18 protein-coding genes and 1 riboswitch are annotated in these 14413 nt (G+C 56.2%); of the genes, 11 read left to right on the forward strand and 7 right to left on the reverse strand.

The genetic code is table 11. The features are described 5' to 3' along the window. Positions 1 to 16 precede the first annotated feature (16 nt). Together LDN84_RS08975 and LDN84_RS08980 are read left to right on the forward strand one after the other, a co-directional pair. The gene (locus tag LDN84_RS08975) at positions 17 to 340 is read left to right on the forward strand and encodes an AAA family ATPase (protein WP_223911393.1); all 324 of its coding nucleotides are present in this window, start codon (positions 17 to 19) and stop codon (positions 338 to 340) included. A gap of 206 nt (positions 341 to 546) precedes the next feature. Beyond that, positions 547 to 1746 carry an AAA family ATPase gene (locus tag LDN84_RS08980; RefSeq protein ID WP_223911396.1) on the forward strand — a complete coding sequence of 400 codons (1200 nt, stop codon included), beginning with the start codon at positions 547 to 549 and terminating at the stop codon, positions 1744 to 1746. A gap of 427 nt (positions 1747 to 2173) precedes the next feature. Here LDN84_RS08980 and LDN84_RS08985 read toward each other — a convergent pair whose 3' ends face one another. Then, on the reverse strand, positions 2174 to 2809 hold the full coding sequence (locus LDN84_RS08985; protein ID WP_223911399.1) for a YitT family protein: 636 nt from the start codon (positions 2807 to 2809) through the stop codon (positions 2174 to 2176). A gap of 100 nt (positions 2810 to 2909) precedes the next feature. Here LDN84_RS08985 and LDN84_RS08990 point away from each other — a divergent pair, with 100 nt between their 5' ends. From LDN84_RS08990 to LDN84_RS09000, 3 genes are all read left to right on the forward strand, one after another. Continuing rightward, positions 2910 to 3404 carry an Lrp/AsnC family transcriptional regulator gene (locus LDN84_RS08990; protein WP_223911402.1) on the forward strand — a complete coding sequence of 165 codons (495 nt, stop codon included), beginning with the start codon at positions 2910 to 2912 and terminating at the stop codon, positions 3402 to 3404. A gap of 128 nt (positions 3405 to 3532) precedes the next feature. Further along, positions 3533 to 3853 (forward strand): type II toxin-antitoxin system PrlF family antitoxin, encoded by a 321-nt coding sequence (locus tag LDN84_RS08995; RefSeq protein ID WP_223911405.1) that lies wholly within the window; start codon positions 3533 to 3535, stop codon positions 3851 to 3853. Next, positions 3853 to 4302 (forward strand): type II toxin-antitoxin system YhaV family toxin, encoded by a 450-nt coding sequence (locus tag LDN84_RS09000; RefSeq protein ID WP_223912882.1) that lies wholly within the window; start codon positions 3853 to 3855, stop codon positions 4300 to 4302. The genes LDN84_RS08995 and LDN84_RS09000 overlap by 1 nt, the downstream gene beginning before the upstream one ends. Here the strand turns inward: LDN84_RS09000 and LDN84_RS09005 are convergent. Genes LDN84_RS09005 through LDN84_RS09025 form a run of 5 tightly spaced genes read right to left on the reverse strand, consistent with a single transcriptional unit; the run spans position 4245 to position 8670 of the window. Continuing rightward, positions 4245 to 5240: a thiamine phosphate synthase gene (locus LDN84_RS09005; protein WP_435405929.1), complete on the reverse strand. Its 996-nt coding sequence runs from the start codon at positions 5238 to 5240 to the stop codon at positions 4245 to 4247. The two genes, LDN84_RS09000 and LDN84_RS09005, sit on opposite strands and share 58 nt — an antisense overlap. Before the next feature lie 9 nt (positions 5241 to 5249). Beyond that, complete coding sequence (locus LDN84_RS09010) at positions 5250 to 6056, reverse strand: thiazole synthase (RefSeq protein WP_223911408.1); 807 nt, start codon at positions 6054 to 6056, stop codon at positions 5250 to 5252. A gap of 12 nt (positions 6057 to 6068) precedes the next feature. Next, entirely contained in the window at positions 6069 to 6266 is a 198-nt protein-coding gene (thiS, locus tag LDN84_RS09015) for a sulfur carrier protein ThiS (RefSeq protein ID WP_223912884.1), read from the reverse strand. A gap of 11 nt (positions 6267 to 6277) precedes the next feature. Next, the gene (locus LDN84_RS09020; RefSeq protein ID WP_223911410.1) at positions 6278 to 7342 is read right to left on the reverse strand and encodes an FAD-dependent oxidoreductase; all 1065 of its coding nucleotides are present in this window, start codon (positions 7340 to 7342) and stop codon (positions 6278 to 6280) included. Further along, a complete protein-coding gene (locus tag LDN84_RS09025) occupies positions 7339 to 8670 on the reverse strand; it encodes a purine-cytosine permease family protein (RefSeq protein WP_223912885.1) in 1332 nt (443 codons plus the stop codon). The genes LDN84_RS09020 and LDN84_RS09025 overlap by 4 nt, the downstream gene beginning before the upstream one ends. A gap of 78 nt (positions 8671 to 8748) precedes the next feature. Continuing rightward, positions 8749 to 8857: riboswitch (TPP riboswitch) on the reverse strand. 128 nt (positions 8858 to 8985) lie between these two features. On the opposite strand from LDN84_RS09025, the gene nudB reads away from it, so the two are divergent. The 6 genes from nudB (at position 8986) to LDN84_RS09055 (ending at position 13564) form a co-directional block, all read left to right on the forward strand. Continuing rightward, on the forward strand, positions 8986 to 9474 hold the full coding sequence (gene nudB, locus LDN84_RS09030) for a dihydroneopterin triphosphate diphosphatase (RefSeq protein ID WP_223911412.1): 489 nt from the start codon (positions 8986 to 8988) through the stop codon (positions 9472 to 9474). Next, positions 9471 to 10208 (forward strand): endonuclease/exonuclease/phosphatase family protein, encoded by a 738-nt coding sequence (locus LDN84_RS09035; RefSeq protein WP_223911414.1) that lies wholly within the window; start codon positions 9471 to 9473, stop codon positions 10206 to 10208. The genes nudB and LDN84_RS09035 overlap by 4 nt, the downstream gene beginning before the upstream one ends. A 7-nt stretch (positions 10209 to 10215) precedes the next feature. Beyond that, positions 10216 to 11418 carry a cardiolipin synthase ClsB gene (gene clsB, locus LDN84_RS09040; RefSeq protein ID WP_435405930.1) on the forward strand — a complete coding sequence of 401 codons (1203 nt, stop codon included), beginning with the start codon at positions 10216 to 10218 and terminating at the stop codon, positions 11416 to 11418. A gap of 101 nt (positions 11419 to 11519) precedes the next feature. Next, positions 11520 to 12221, forward strand: coding sequence for a GTP cyclohydrolase I (gene folE, locus LDN84_RS09045; protein WP_223911417.1), 702 nt, complete (start codon positions 11520 to 11522; stop codon positions 12219 to 12221). A 2-nt stretch (positions 12222 to 12223) separates the two neighbouring features. Continuing rightward, positions 12224 to 12646: a BLUF domain-containing protein gene (locus LDN84_RS09050; protein WP_223911419.1), complete on the forward strand. Its 423-nt coding sequence runs from the start codon at positions 12224 to 12226 to the stop codon at positions 12644 to 12646. 45 nt (positions 12647 to 12691) lie between these two features. Further along, positions 12692 to 13564: a DUF429 domain-containing protein gene (locus LDN84_RS09055; RefSeq protein WP_223912887.1), complete on the forward strand. Its 873-nt coding sequence runs from the start codon at positions 12692 to 12694 to the stop codon at positions 13562 to 13564. An 11-nt stretch (positions 13565 to 13575) separates the two neighbouring features. On the opposite strand, the gene LDN84_RS09060 is transcribed toward LDN84_RS09055, so the two are convergent. Beyond that, complete coding sequence (locus tag LDN84_RS09060; protein WP_223911422.1) at positions 13576 to 14412, reverse strand: MinD/ParA family protein; 837 nt, start codon at positions 14410 to 14412, stop codon at positions 13576 to 13578. Position 14413 lies beyond the last annotated feature (1 nt).

Here is a 14413-nt window from a genome sequence, read left to right on the forward strand (position 1 = left end):
AATCGAAAACGAATGTATGCAAATTGAAGTCAGTAAGTTTAAAAAAATCGACAAGACGTCGGTCAAGCTTGGTCCATTGAATATATTCATTGGTTCAAACAACACGGGGAAAAGTAGCTTCATTCAGGGCATCCAGTTCGCAATATCAGCATGCCAGACCTTGGAGCTTGAGCGGTGTAGCTGGAAAAGAGATGGCACCAGAACCCTTTCTTTGGACTCCAATGATTTCTTGTACACCCCAACAAAAAATGTAGAGTCACTTTATCACGGAAAAAACTCGCCGGCGCCAAGAAACGTAGCGAACGAAGCGAGATTGAATTTATATTCAAAGAAGGCGTAGATACCTCAATCGTCACAATCTCAAAAGGAAAGAATGGTGGCTTCACCACATCGCTTAAAGGTAAAAATATTGGAACCCTTCTTGGTGACATAGCGAATCCATTTTGCGTCTACGTCCCGGGAATCGCAGGAATACCAACACAAGAAAAATATGAAGTAGCAATTGCGGTCAGAAAGTCAGCCACACGCGGTGATAGTAACAATTATTTGCGAAACATTCTTTATAGCATAAGCAAACAGGCAGAAAGATGGGGATCCTTCTTGTCTTCTGTCAAAGCTGTTTATGGCACCATAGAAATATTCGTCGATTTCGATGAAAATAAATCTGAGTACATCTCAGTTAATGTCAAAACCCAATCAATAGAGGTTCCTTTAGATACCATTGGAACGGGCCTGCTTCAAGTTATTCAGATATTTGCTTATATCGAGTATTTTTCCCCAAAAATCGTTCTACTTGACGAGCCGGATGCACACATTCACCCAACCAAGCAAAAATACTTGGCTGCAGAATTAGCAAAAAAAACTGCCGAAAATCCTGAACTAAAAATCGTTTTCTCTACGCACTCCCGCTACATTCTTGATGCACTTGAAGGTCAGGCGAATGTTGCACATTTTCAAGAGGGCAAGGCGTTTAACAATGTCAGGAATAGCAGTATCTTAATTGATATCGGAGCAGCAGACTCTGACTACTTGTTTGGTAAAAAAAATCTAAGATTCATAATTGCCACAGAAGACAAGGTCGATGACATCAGTGCGAAAAAGGAATTTCTAAAGAAATTCCTCCTTGCAAACGGAGTCCTCGAAGATCAGTTTGTACTTCACTCATACGAAGGATGCTCTAAAGTCCACTTCGCCAAAATACTAGAAGGGTTTGTATCAAAACACATTCCAGGTGTTCGGGTAATATTGCACATCGACCGAGACCAAAAGACCGACTCCGACAATGAATTTGTTAAATTGCGAGACGACTGCATTCGTGATGGCATCGCTTTATTTATAACAAAATATCAAGAAATTGAGTCTTACTTCTGCTTGCCAAAGCATTTAAATATTGCATGCGAGATACCGATTGAAAAGGCGAAAGAGAAATACTCAGAATGGATAGCAGAACTCGATGAAAAAACCAGAGATAAATTAACAAACTTTATACTCAGAGATCGCCCAGCACTAGGAAAAAACAAAGACGGGAAAAGCGATATTAAGCAAATTAATGCTCAAGTTGATGAATGGCTCGTTACAAACAAAGAATTTTTCACCCCTGGGAAAGAGCTTCTTGGGAAAGCCAAGAAATTCCTTCAGGACAACAAGAAGAATCCGAATGACATTCTTAAAATAAGCGATGGGCTGATCTGCGATGATTTTCAACAGACGTTTCATTCATTGGAAATTAATCAACAAGTCGAATAGCATTCTTGGTAAATTTGAGCTTTCTAGGCTTAAGCATCTATTTCACAGGTCTAACAGGCGGCTCAACGTGGACAAAATGCTTCGTGTCTTTGCCGGTTAACCTGGGCGTTGACTGACTGCTGTCTAAAAATTTGGATGTCGGCTTCCAACCTTAACGTGTCATTCACTGCCAAAACCCCAATGACTCCTGATGCTGCGTTACTGACCCTGACGTGGTACTCTGATTTCGATCATTTGCCGGAGTTCCTACGCACTTTGCCTACCACCCCTCACCACTGACATTCACGGGGTGATTCACCGTGTATGCGGATTTTTTAGAAAAATCAGCTTGTAGAGCGCGAAATATATGCGCAAGCAGCTATTAAATGAATAGCATTTTCTCGTCTGATTGCAAACGTATTCGACGACAACAAAGACTGCCCTGGTTTTACTTGGCCACGTACCGATCCGTGCGGTGGTTGGTCGCCAGGGTCTGGTTCAGGATCACAGCGCCCAGGACTGAGAACGCCACCAGCGGCAAGGCCACCAGGGGCAGGGCGCACAGTACAACCGCGCCATCCATTACCATCTGCACCCGGCCAGCACGCCAGCCAAAGCGGTCTTGCAGGAACAGCGCCATCACATTAAATCCGCCCAGGCTGGCGCGGTGGCGAAACAGCACCAAAATGCCCACGCCCATCAGCAAGCCGCCGATGATGGCGGTGAACACCGGGTTCAGACTCTGAAAACTCACCCATTGCGGCAGCAGCGTGACCCAGGTGGCGAGCATGCCCACTGCGGCACAGGTTTTGAGGGTGAAGACCGGCCCCATGCGCAACCAGGCCAGGGCGTAAAACGGCACGTTGACCAAAAACAAAACCAGGCCAAAGTGCCAGCCCAGCGTGTAGTGGATCAAAAACGCCACACCGGTGGTGCCACCGGTCAGCAGCCCCAGATGGGCAAACATCACCACGCCAAATGCCACCAGCAGCGTGCCGGTGAACATGGCCTGGATGTCTTCAAACGGTTGATGCCGGGCCGTGCTGGCGGCGGGCAGAGGGTGGGTGCAGGAGGATGCGTTCATGGCGTTGGGGCGAAAAGGGATGCCATGATCTTAGCCATGAGTGCTTGCATCAGGTGCGCGTTGTCACGATAGATTGGCATTTTTTATGCATAATTCATGCATGAAAAAACCAATCAATGAAGATTTTGTGTTTGATAAGTTTGATGTCGCGCTTTTGGATGCATTGCAAAAAGATGCTACCTTGACCCATCAGCAATTGGGTGAGGCGATTCATTTGTCGCCGTCACAGGTGAGTCGTCGTGTGGCCCGGCTGCAAGCTGCGGGCATCATCCGGCGCAGCGTGGCCTTGCTGGATGCGGCACGCATCGGCTTGGGGGTGCGAGCCATCATTTACGTGTCGCTGGTGCGCCACGGTGGTGAGGAAGGTTTGGCCTTTGAGCGAGAGATGGCGGCGTTTCCCGAGGTGCTGGCCTGTGATGCGGTGGCCGGTGAGTCAGACTACATCTTGCAGATCGTGGCGGCCAGTCTGAGCGATTTGTCGGATTCGGTGCTGCGCCGCCTGACCCGCATTCAGGGCGTCAACAGCATCCGCTCCAACATCGTGCTGCAAAGCATCAAAAGCAGCACCGAGCTGCCGTTGACGCAGTGTTTGTGACAGCACCTGCGTATATCGGATTCATTGGGCTGCGCGGGGTTGCATCAGTCCTGGCGCTCAGTGCGTCGCGATACCCTTTGTAAGGGATATTCCTTACAATTTGTGCTTCATTGGAAGGAAACCTCGCCATGCAAGCTGTTCATGAAGTCGCCACCATCACCTCGAAAGGTCAGATCACCTTGCCCAAACCCATTCGCCAAGCACTTGGCGTAGATTTTGGCGGCAAGGTGGCGTTCGACTTGCAGGGATCACAAGTTGTGGTCACTCGTGTTGAAAACGAGTCCCATGAAGACCCCGCCATAGCGAGCTTTCTGACGCTGCTTGAAAAAGACATTGCGTCTGGTCTGCATATCTCCACGCTACCCGCTGATCTAGCCCAATCCATGCTCTCGGCCATCAAGCGGCCTGTTGATCTGAGCGAAGATATTCAAGGCGATGTAGCGCTGTGATTCAGCGCCACGGTTGGACTTTGCTTTTCCATGAGGGGTTGATTGAGCAACTCCAGAAGCTGCAAGCCGCCTCGCAACGGGCGCAGGCCCAAGACCCACAAGGGTTTGAGTCGAATGCCAACGTCAAACTGTTCAATGCCTTGTCTCAGCTGATGCTTGAGACCGTGCCAAGTGATCCCCATCGCGAGGAGTATCGACAAGGCAACACCATGGGCTCTGCGTTCAGGCACTGGCGGCGAGCCAAGATTGGGCGAAGGTTTCGCCTGTTTTTCCGGTTTGACTCCAAAACCAGGATCATCATTTTTGCCTGGGTCAATGATGAAAACACTTTGAGATCAGCCGGCAGCAAGCGTGATCCGTATGCCGTGTTTCAGAAAATGCTCCAGCGCGGTCATCCTCCAGACGACTGGGCCGTGCTCGTGTCTGCGAGCAAGTCGCAATGGTCATAAACGTCGCAGCTTTGCCGATGCTGATGGATGATTTGCTGAAACCGCTGCGCCTGCACCTCGGGCTGCTGGGCCGCCACCAGCGCCCGCACCACCGCCACTGAACCCACGCCGCTGGCCAGAACTTCAGGTAGCCGCGCCTCATCCACCCCGCCAATGGCCACGGTGGCGTGTTGGCGCAGCAGTTGGGCGTACATCTTCAGGCGCTCAGGCCCTTGGGGTGGGGTGGCCATGCGTTTAAGGGTGGTGGCATACACCGCGCCCATGGCGATGTAGCTGGGCTTGACCGCATCGGCACGCAGCATCTCGGCGTAGCCGTGGCTGCTGAGGCCCAGCCGCAGACCGGCGGCGCGAATGGCCGTCAGGTTGGCCCGGTTGAGCCCGTCCAGGTCTTCCTGGCCCAGGTGTACGCCATAGGCCTGGGCTTCGATGGCGGCTTGCCAGTGGTCGTTGATGAACAGCAGCGCATGGGTGCCTTGCACGGCTTGTACCGCAGCCCGTACTTCGCGCAAAACAGCCTGCGGGTCATCGGATTTGAAGCGTAATTGCAGCGTGGGCACACCGGCCCGCGCCATGCGGCCAACCCAGGCGGCATCGGGCAGCACGGCGTACAGGCCGAGCTGGCGCGGGCAGGGCGCGAAGGCCTCGGTGCGCGGCCAGGGCTGCAGGCCAAAGTCCGCCGGTTCGGTCGGCCAGTCGCTGGCATCAAACCTGCCAGTGCGCTCAGTTTGATGTTGCCAGGCCTGGGCCACACACTGCGCATCGGCTTCGATGAAATCCAGGGCGCGGCAGGCCGCCCACACCGCCTGCTGGTGTGGCTCCGGGGCAAGCGGTGGCAACGCTGCCAGGTGCCTGTCCAAGCGCTGCATGGCATCCGCTTGCAGGGCCAATGGGTGGTGGCTGCGCACGATGTCTTGCGCTAGGTGTGGGATGTTCGGCATGGCGGACTTTTAGGTTTGATGCCAGAACGGCGTGCCCAGCACCGGTGTGCTGGGTTGGGCGCTGTGGTGCTCGGGCATGGCTCCGGCCAAAAAGGCGGCGCGCCCAGCCTGCACGGCGTTGGCAAAAGCGCCCGCCATACGCACCGGGTCGAGCGCCTGGGCCACGGCGGTGTTGAGCAGCACACCGTCAAAACCCCACTCCATCACCTGGCAGGCGTGTGAGGGCAGGCCTAGACCGGCATCCACCAGCATTGGCACGCTCAGGCGCTCACGCAGGGTGCGCAGGGCGTAGGGGTTGATCGGGCCTTTGCCGGTGCCAATCGGCGCGGCCCAGGGCATGATGGCCTGGCAGCCCACGTCCACCAGACGTTGGCACAGCACCAGGTCTTCGGTGCAGTAGGGCAGCACCTTGAAGCCGTCCTTGATCAGGCGGCTGGCGGCTTCTACCAGGTTCAGGGTGTCGGGCTGCAAGGTGTAGTCGTCACCAATCAGCTCCAGCTTGAGCCAGGGGGTGGCAAACACCTCACGCGCCATGTGGGCGGTGGTGATGGCTTCCTGCATGCTGTGGCAACCGGCGGTGTTGGGCAGCACGGGGATGTTCATCTCGCGCAGCATGGCCCAGAAGTGGTTGGGCGCAGCTTCTCCGGGGCTGAGGTTTTGCCGCCGCAGCGAGGCCGTCAGCATGGCCGGTTGCGCCCGTTCCACCGCCGCTTGCAAGACCGTGGGTGAGGGGTAGCGTGAAGTGCCCAGCAGCAGGCGGCTGGCAAAGGCCTGGCCGTAAAGCAGCAGAGTGTCTTCAGTTGAGGGGGTGTTCATGGTGATGTGTTCTTAGCCGCCGGTCACCGGGGCGATCAGGTCGATGCGGTCGGCCTGATGCAGCGGGGTCTGGTGGTACTGGGTGTTGGGCACAAATTGCAGGTTGATGGCGGCGGCAAACGGGGGCGCAATGCCGAGGTGGGCCACCGCATCGGCCAGCGTGGCGTGGGCGGGCAACTCATGCGGCGTGCCGTTGATCAGCAGCTTCAGTGTGGCGGTGCTCATGGGGCGGTTACCGAGACCTCAAACTGCTCAGCCAGGGCTGAGTCTGCACCCTGCATGAGTTGCAGCATGACATCGACCATGGCCGGGGCAATCAGGTAGCCGTGGCGGTACAGGCCGTTGACTTGCAGGCAGCGCGGGCCCAGGCGGCGCACGGCAGGCAGGTTGTTGGGCAGGGTCGGGCGGCACTGCGCCACCAGCTCCAGAATCCGTGCTTCGCCAAAACCCGTGTCCACGCTGTAGGCGGCGCTGAGTAACTCCATGGCGGAGCGCACACTCACCGGGGACAGGTCGTCCGATTCGATCTCGGTGGCCCCGATTTTGAAAATGCCGTTTTCCTTGGGGGCGATGTAGATCGGGTAGCGCGGATGGATCAGGCGTGTCGGGCGCGACAAGTGCACGTTGGGGGCGTGGAGCATGGCCACTTCGCCGCGCACACCACGCACTTGGGACCACTGTGGCTGCGCCCCCAAGCCACGGCAGTCGAGCACCCAGTCGGCTTGGTCGGGGGCAAAGTCTCCGGGTTGGCGCGGGCTGTCCCAGTGCAGGGTCACGCCCCGTTGTTGCAGGGTCAGCCACAAGGCATCGAGCAACTGGTGGTTGTCCAACTGGCCTTCGCCGGGTAAATACAGGCCCTGGCTGAAGCGCCCGGCCAGGCTGGGTTCAAGCTGGCCGATACCTGGTGCATCCAGCGTGTGCAATGCTGGAATCTGTGGCAAGCGGGCATGGGTAGCCTGTAGCTGGTGGGTGAAGCGGGTGGCTTCAGCCTGGTCTTGCCGATGCCAGAGCACCAGCGTGCCTTGCTGCTGAAAGTACACAGGTTGCTTCAAATTGGAGAGCAGCTCAGGCCATCGAGACAAGCTGTAGAGCCCCATTTTGACCACAGAGTCTTCAGTGATGGCCGATTCTGCCAGTGGGGCCAGCATGGCGGCGGCGGCGCGGGCCGCAGAGTCCAAAGCTTGCGGGCCACCGGCATCAAAGACCTCCAGCGTGTGGCCTGCGCGGGCCAGTTCGCAGGCCAGCAGGCGGCCCATCAGGCCGGCACCCAGAATGACGATCTTCATGCGCTTTGTCCAGCCAATGTCAGTGTGTTCGCTGGGCGTGTCAACCAGGCCAGCCCAAAGGTGAAAACCAATGTGGGCAGGGCGGAGCCCCATTGCGGCGCAAATTGCGCCAGCGCGTGGTAGACGCCAATACCGGCCAGCCAAAGCACGGCGGCACTCCAGTCCACCTGGCGGTTAGGTGTCGTGACCGGGGTGTGGGTGGTCGCCAGTCGCCCCAGAATCACGCCGTACAAGGGCACAAACACCGAACTGAGCATCAGCAAGAAGGGCTCCAGACTGTGCATTGGTAGCACCAGGGCCAGACCCGTGCACAACACCGCCAGCCCCAGACCCCATTGGCGCACACTCACAGCTGGTTTCAGGCTGTGGCCCGACACCGCGCCGGAGTACACGTCACCATAGGCGTTGTCGATCTCGTCCACCAAAATCAGGCTCAAAGCCAGCAGGCCACCTTGGGCCAGTAGCAAGGCCGTCACCAGATCGGTGCCCGGTTGCGCCACACTCACCACCAACACGCCCAGCGCGTAACACCAGATGTTGGCCAGTGCATAACCCACCCAGGTGCCGCTCATGGCGCTGCGCCCGGACTTGCCGTAGCGGGCGTAGTCGGCCACCAGCGGCAACCATGACACCGGCATGGCAATCACCAGATCCATGGCGGAGAGCATACTCATGCTGCCGTCACCGGGGCGGGCCCAAAAGGCCGCAAAACCTTGTGCCTGCAACTGGCCACCAAATTGCCAGGTCAGCCACAACAGCGAGGCAATCACCAGCGGCAGCGCCACACGGCTGATCAATTTACGCACCAATTGGGTCATTGAGCCGGACAACAGTAGCATCAGCACGCCGCCCCACAGCAAGGTGGTGAGCAGGTGACCTTGTGTGCTGTCCAAGTTCAAACCAAACGACTGTTTGCCAATGGCGGCCGTGCCGTCACGCATGATGACCAGTTCAAAAGTGGTCCAGCCAATCAGTTGTGCCATGTTCAGCAGCACGGGCAGACGGGCAAAGGCACTGCCGTAGGTGGCGTGCATCAGCGCTGCGCTGGACAGGCCGGTCTGGCAGCCCAGCCGTGCGGTCCAGGCCAGCAAGCCTGCGCCCATCAACGAGCCCAGCACTATCGCCATGGCCGCATCACGACTGCCCACGGCAGGCACCAGGTAAGCCCCGACCTGCATCACCAGCAGGCCGACACCCAGGCTGAACCACAGCGAGGCGTGGTTGTGCCAGTTGAAGACCCGCTCGTTATGGGGCACGGGCGAAAGCGCCGAATTGGACGCAAGTATCGGCGTGGCTGGGGTTGACTCGGAAGAATGGGTGTGTGCCATCTGTTTGCTCCATGCAAAAGTTGGCAGGTCGGCGGTGTCGGCTGGGGTGATATTCAAGCCAGAGAAGGCGGCGAGAACCCCGGATTCAACATGCTTCCCTGCGCGAGGATTACCTCAATCAGGTTCAAAGGGACTTTCTCAGTCGGCTCGCAGTTTGAATTGCGGGTCAACACCCCTAGCGAATGCGCCCTTGATGGGGCGCGAGGAGGATTCTACTCAGCATCCCAGGCTCAGGCCCGCCACCTCATTGGGCGGTGACTAGAATGACCCCGCTGGTTCATTTTTTCAGTGTCACCGCTTTATCCATTCAAATCAGTGGCTCCAACACTCCCCTCATTCAAAATTCCGCAATCTATCCTGGTGGTGATCTACACCCCGGCGCTTGATGTGCTGCTGATCAAACGCGCCGATGCCGAGGATTACTGGCAGTCGGTCACCGGCAGCAAGGACAGCTTGTTGGAGACCTTTGAGCAAACCGCCCGGCGCGAGGTGTTGGAAGAAACCGGCATTGACTGCACCAGGGGGGCACATCTGGAGAACCATTTACACGACTGGCAGCTTGAGAATGTGTATGAAATTTACCCACGCTGGCGGCATCGGTATGCGCCCGGGGTGGTGCACAACACCGAACACCTGTTTGGCTTGCAAGTGCCAGCAGGTATGGCCATCACACTCAGTCCCCGTGAGCACACGGCTTTTCAGTGGTTGCCCTACCAGCAGGCTGCGCAGGCGTGTTTTTCACCGTCCAATGCCGAGGCTTGCCTGATGCTGCCGCGTTTTGTCGCTCCCAAGGGGGGAATATGAGCCGTCATATCATCCGCGTTGCCACCTACAACATCCACAAAGGTGTGCAGGGTATTGGCCCCTTGCGCCGGCTTGAAATTCACAATCTGGTGCTGGCGGTGGAGTCACTCGATGCCGATGTGGTGTGTTTGCAGGAAGTGCGTCAGCACAACCGCCGTGAGGCCCAACGTTTTGCGTTGTGGCCAGAACAGGGCCAGGCCGACTATCTGGCCCCGCAAGGTTATGAGGCGGTGTACCGCACCAATGCCATCACGCGTCACGGTGAACATGGCAACGCCTTGTTGTCGCGCTGGCCGGTGCTGGCGCACCAGCATGAAGACATTTCAGATCATCGTCTGGAGCAGCGTGGTGTATTACATGTGACGCTTGCCGTGCATGGCCAGGAAGTGCATGTGCTGGTGGTGCATCTGGGCTTGGTGAAAGCCAGTCGGGTACGCCAGGTGGCACAGCTTCAGCGCTTTATTGCGCGTGAAATCCCGCATGATGCTCCGCTGTTGGTGGCGGGTGACTTTAATGATTGGGGCTCGCGTGTGCAAGAGACCTTGGCACAGGTTAACTTGTATACGTTCGGGGTGTCGCAGCCGACATTTCCATCGCGCCTCCCCTTGGCCCAATTGGACTATGTGTTTGCCCGTGGTCTCCAACCTCTGAGTTTGACCGTACCCCATGGGCGGATATGGTGGCGCATGTCAGATCACTTGCCTTTGATTGCTGAATTCGCCTTGACCGATTGAGCGCAAGGTGAAGTTGCAACGTCATTCGGGTCACCAACTACAGCTGTTGCAAGGCTCTAACGCTTTTTTTGAAGCCATGGTGCAAGCCATGGATGCGGGCTTACATGAAATTCGGCTCGAAACCTATATTTTGGATGTACATGGCGGGGCTGAGCAAGTCATGCAAGCCTTGGAGCGTGCCGCCTTGCGTGGTGTGTCGGTGGCCCTGGTGGTCGACGGGGTGGGTACCCCCGCATTACCTGCGCCATGGCCGCAGCGGCTAACGGCTGCGGGTGTGCAGTGGCGGGTGTTTGCCCCCCTGGGGCGCTTGGGCCTGTTGCTGCCCAGTCGTTGGCGGCGTTTGCATCGCAAGCTGTGTGTGGTGGATGGTGAAATAGCCTTTTGTGGAGGCATCAATGTGCTGGATGATTGGTTTGACCCGAATCACGGTGCACTTCAAGCCCCCCGCTTTGATTTTGCGGTACGTGTGACAGGCCCCTTGGTGCAAGAGGTGCATGCGGTCATGAGCCAGTTCTGGTGGCGTATTCAGGCGGCGCAGCGGGCTAAGCAGGTGGACTGGAAAGGTGCCTGGCAGGCCTTGCAGCAAGCGGTGCAAGACAAACGCCATGTTGGCATCACCCCAACAGCTGCCAATGGCGCATTGGCTGAGCTGGTGCTACGCGACAACTTGCGTTATCGCACACGTATTGAGCGAGCATACCGGCAGGCGCTGGGGGATGCGCGGTATGACATTGTTTTGGCCAATGCCTATTTTCTACCTGGTCGCAAGATCCGCAAAAGCCTGATTCATGCCGCACAGCGCGGCGTACGGGTGCGCCTGCTGTTGCAGGGGCGTTATGAGTATTTCATGCAATTTCATGCAGCCCATGCCCTGTATGCGCCGCTGTTGGCGGCAGGGATTGAAATTTATGAATACACACCAAGTTTCCTGCACGCCAAGGTGGCGGTGGTGGACGGACGTTGGGCCACCGTGGGCTCCTCCAATATGGATCCTTTGAGTTTGTTGTTGGCACGTGAAGCCAATGTGGTTGTGCAAAACGAACTGTTTGCACAAGATTTGCAGCGCTGCCTGGAGCAGGCGATCAGGGTCGATGCGCAACGTGTTGACCCACTTCGGTACACCCAGCGTAGCCTGCGTCTCAAGGTTTTTGATGCGATGGCCTATCTGCTGATGCGTGTGATGTTGTTTTTAAATGGTAAACGCTATTGAAAATGTAGCTTCTCATGCAATGAATACAAGCGCTATAGGCTAATAACCTTAGTTTTAAAACACTGCTACGATTCAGCCCTGATTATTTTTATCGGTACATCATGAACCCCATAGAACAAGACGAAGGCACACCGGTATCGGTCAAAATCCGTGAACGTATTGAAGCCGCACGCAAACGCTTCCATGCCAATGACAATATTGCAGACTTTATTCAACCAGGCGAGCTTGAGAGTCTGCTGGATGAAGTTGAAGAAAAAATGAAGGGCGTACTCAGTAGTTTGGTGATTGATACGGAGCATGACCACAACACGGACAACACCGCACGGCGGGTGGCCAAGATGTACCTCAAAGAGGTTTTTCAGGGGCGTTATGTGAAGTCGCCCGAGATCACTGAATTCCCCAATGCAGAGCACCTGAATGAACTGATGATCGTCGGCCCGATCACGGTGCGCAGTGCTTGCAGCCACCATTTTTGCCCGATCATGGGAAAAATATGGATTGGGGTTTTGCCCAATGAACACACCAATGTGATTGGTTTGTCCAAGTACGCACGTCTGGCCGAGTGGGTCATGGGCCGCCCGCAGATTCAGGAAGAGGCGGTGGTGCAACTGGCTGACTTGATCCAGCAAAAAACCCAACCCGATGGTTTGGCCATCGTTATGGAGGCGACCCACTTTTGTATGGGATGGCGTGGTGTCAAGGATGTCGACAGCAAGATGATCAATTCTGTGATGCGCGGCAGTTTCCTGAAAGATGCCAACTTGCGCCGTGAATTTTTGTCACTCATTCCCCGGAAAGGTTAACCATGTTGGTTCGTCTGCTTTACGCAAGTCGGTCCGTGGACTGTAGTCCTGAGGCCATTGAATCCATCTTGCACCAGTCACGTGAGCACAACCCGCACTCTGGTGTGACCGGTGTACTTTGTTATGGTGGGGGCATCTTTTTGCAAGCCATCGAAGGCGGACGTATGGCCATCAGCGAGCTTTACGGCCACATTCAGCGTGACCCGCGCCACAAGGACGTGGTGTTGTTGCACTACGAGGAAATTTCAGAACGCCGCTTTGCGGGCTGGACCATGGGCGAGGTCAATATGAGCCGTATCAATGCCTCCATCTTGCTCAAGTATGCAGAAAAGCCCGAGCTGGACCCTTATTCGGTGTCAGGCAAGGTGTCTTTGGCACTGCTGGAAGAGTTGATGGCCACGGCCTCCATCATTGGCCGAGCCTGAACGCGGCTTGCGCAAATTTCGCTGAAGGAGGCTCCCTTGGCGCTGGTGTCTCAAACTTCATTTGATCCGCCTGCACTTTTACTGGGTTGCGACTTTTCCAGTGCACCAACTACCAGAAAAAGTATCGTTTTAGCCTTGGGGTGCTTTAGAAATAAGCGTGTAACGCTCTCGAAACTAGAGCGATTCAGTTCACTTTCGGCTTTTTCAAGCTGGCTTAACCAAACCCAATCCTGGGTCGGTGCATTCGATTTGCCTTTCGGCTTGCCGCGTGAGTTGGTGCATACCCTGAGGTGGCCAAGCGAATGGCAGGCTTGTATGGCGCACTATGCAGCGCTGAGCCGGGAGGATATCCGACAAGTATTTGCAGCTTTTTGCGCAGCGCGCCCTGTAGGTGGCAAATTTGCCCATCGCTCAACGGACCTGATTGCCGGGTCGAGTCCCAGCATGAAATGGGTCAATCCGCCGGTGGCGTTCATGATGCATGCAGGTGTGCCTTTGTTGCTGCAGGCTGGGGCAACGTTGCCGGGTTTGTATGCGCCTGCTGCGGAATCCTCTGATCGTGATACGGCACCCTTGAAGGTGGCTCTGGAGGCTTACCCCGGCTTGTTGGCACGTGAGGTTCTGGGTCACCGAAGCTACAAAGCCGATGACAAAGCACGCCAAACCCCAGAGCGTCTGATTGCCCGCAAAGACCTGATCACCGCTTTGGAACAAGGGCGGACACGTCTGGAGATGCATTTAAAACTCTCGCACGCACAGCGTGATGCCTTGGCCGATGATGCCAGCGGTGATGCCCTGGATGCTGTGCTGTGTCTCATGCAAGCCGCATGGGCGAGTCGCCGCCATGAAGAAGGTGCCGTGATGTATGGCTTGCCGCCCGATACAGACCCTCTTGAGGGCTGGATCATCACGGCTTGATGGACTCCAGCTCAGCTGCGCTTGGTGATCAGGGTGTCCTGGAGCTTGGCCGCCAGTTGTGAAATGGCCAAGGCAGCCGGGCAGCCTGGTAAAGACTGCATGAGAAGCTGGCGTTTCATCACGGCCATTCGGACGGATGGGTCAGCCGGAATATCACCCATGTGAACCAGCCGCACATTCTCGCCAGGCTTGGCCACGACAAAACGGTCCAGCACCTGTTGTAGTTGGGTAGTGATGGCGCGCCCGTCACCCATACGGGCGGTCTGATTGATCACCATGCGGATGAGTCTGCGCTTTTGCTCACCGACCAGTACCTTGATGGTGGCATAAGCATCGGTCAAGGACGTCGGCTCGGGGGTGGCAACCACCAGCACTTCGGAGGCCAGCGATACCGCAAACAACACCACGTCAGAAATGCCGGCACCGGTATCGAGCAACACAATGTCATAGTGCGGCAGCAGGCCTGAGATGATGCGCAAAAAGTCGTCACGCACATTGGGTGTCAGGCGGGAGTATTCGACCATGCCGGAGCCTGCCAACAGCACAGAAAAGCCACCTGGCGCACGCACAATGGCTTCTTCCAGTTTGGCCTTGCCGGTGAATACGTCATGCAAGGTGATTTTGGGGTACAGGTTCAACACCACATCCAGATTGGCCAAGCCAAGGTCGGCATCCAGCACCAAAACCTTTTGTCCGCGCTTGGCCAATGCAGCAGCCAGATTGGCCGAAACAAATGTTTTGCCTACGCCGCCTTTGCCGCTGGTGACGGCCAGCACTTTGCCAAGTGGCTTAAGCGGCACTTTGGCTGGTGTACTTTCCGGTAGGGATGGATTCAAGATGTCGTTCATA

This window comes from Rhodoferax lithotrophicus (genome assembly GCF_019973615.1).
In the GTDB taxonomy this organism is placed as follows: domain Bacteria; phylum Pseudomonadota; class Gammaproteobacteria; order Burkholderiales; family Burkholderiaceae_C; genus Rhodoferax; species Rhodoferax lithotrophicus.

Coding starts and splice junctions, on each gene's coding strand:
- LDN84_RS09005 (WP_435405929.1), bottom strand. CDS start 5,240: ATGCCGAACATCCCACACCTAGCGCAAGACATCGTGCGCAGCCACCAC.
- LDN84_RS09050 (WP_223911419.1), top strand. CDS start 12,224: ATGTTGGTTCGTCTGCTTTACGCAAGTCGGTCCGTGGACTGTAGTCCT.
- LDN84_RS08975 (WP_223911393.1), top strand. CDS start 17: ATGCAAATTGAAGTCAGTAAGTTTAAAAAAATCGACAAGACGTCGGTC.
- LDN84_RS08990 (WP_223911402.1), top strand. CDS start 2,910: ATGAAAAAACCAATCAATGAAGATTTTGTGTTTGATAAGTTTGATGTC.
- LDN84_RS09010 (WP_223911408.1), bottom strand. CDS start 6,056: ATGAACACCCCCTCAACTGAAGACACTCTGCTGCTTTACGGCCAGGCC.
- folE (WP_223911417.1), top strand. CDS start 11,520: ATGAACCCCATAGAACAAGACGAAGGCACACCGGTATCGGTCAAAATC.
- LDN84_RS09035 (WP_223911414.1), top strand. CDS start 9,471: ATGAGCCGTCATATCATCCGCGTTGCCACCTACAACATCCACAAAGGT.
- LDN84_RS08985 (WP_223911399.1), bottom strand. CDS start 2,809: ATGAACGCATCCTCCTGCACCCACCCTCTGCCCGCCGCCAGCACGGCC.
- LDN84_RS09025 (WP_223912885.1), bottom strand. CDS start 8,670: ATGGCACACACCCATTCTTCCGAGTCAACCCCAGCCACGCCGATACTT.
- LDN84_RS09060 (WP_223911422.1), bottom strand. CDS start 14,412: ATGAACGACATCTTGAATCCATCCCTACCGGAAAGTACACCAGCCAAA.
- LDN84_RS08995 (WP_223911405.1), top strand. CDS start 3,533: ATGCAAGCTGTTCATGAAGTCGCCACCATCACCTCGAAAGGTCAGATC.
- LDN84_RS09020 (WP_223911410.1), bottom strand. CDS start 7,342: ATGAAGATCGTCATTCTGGGTGCCGGCCTGATGGGCCGCCTGCTGGCC.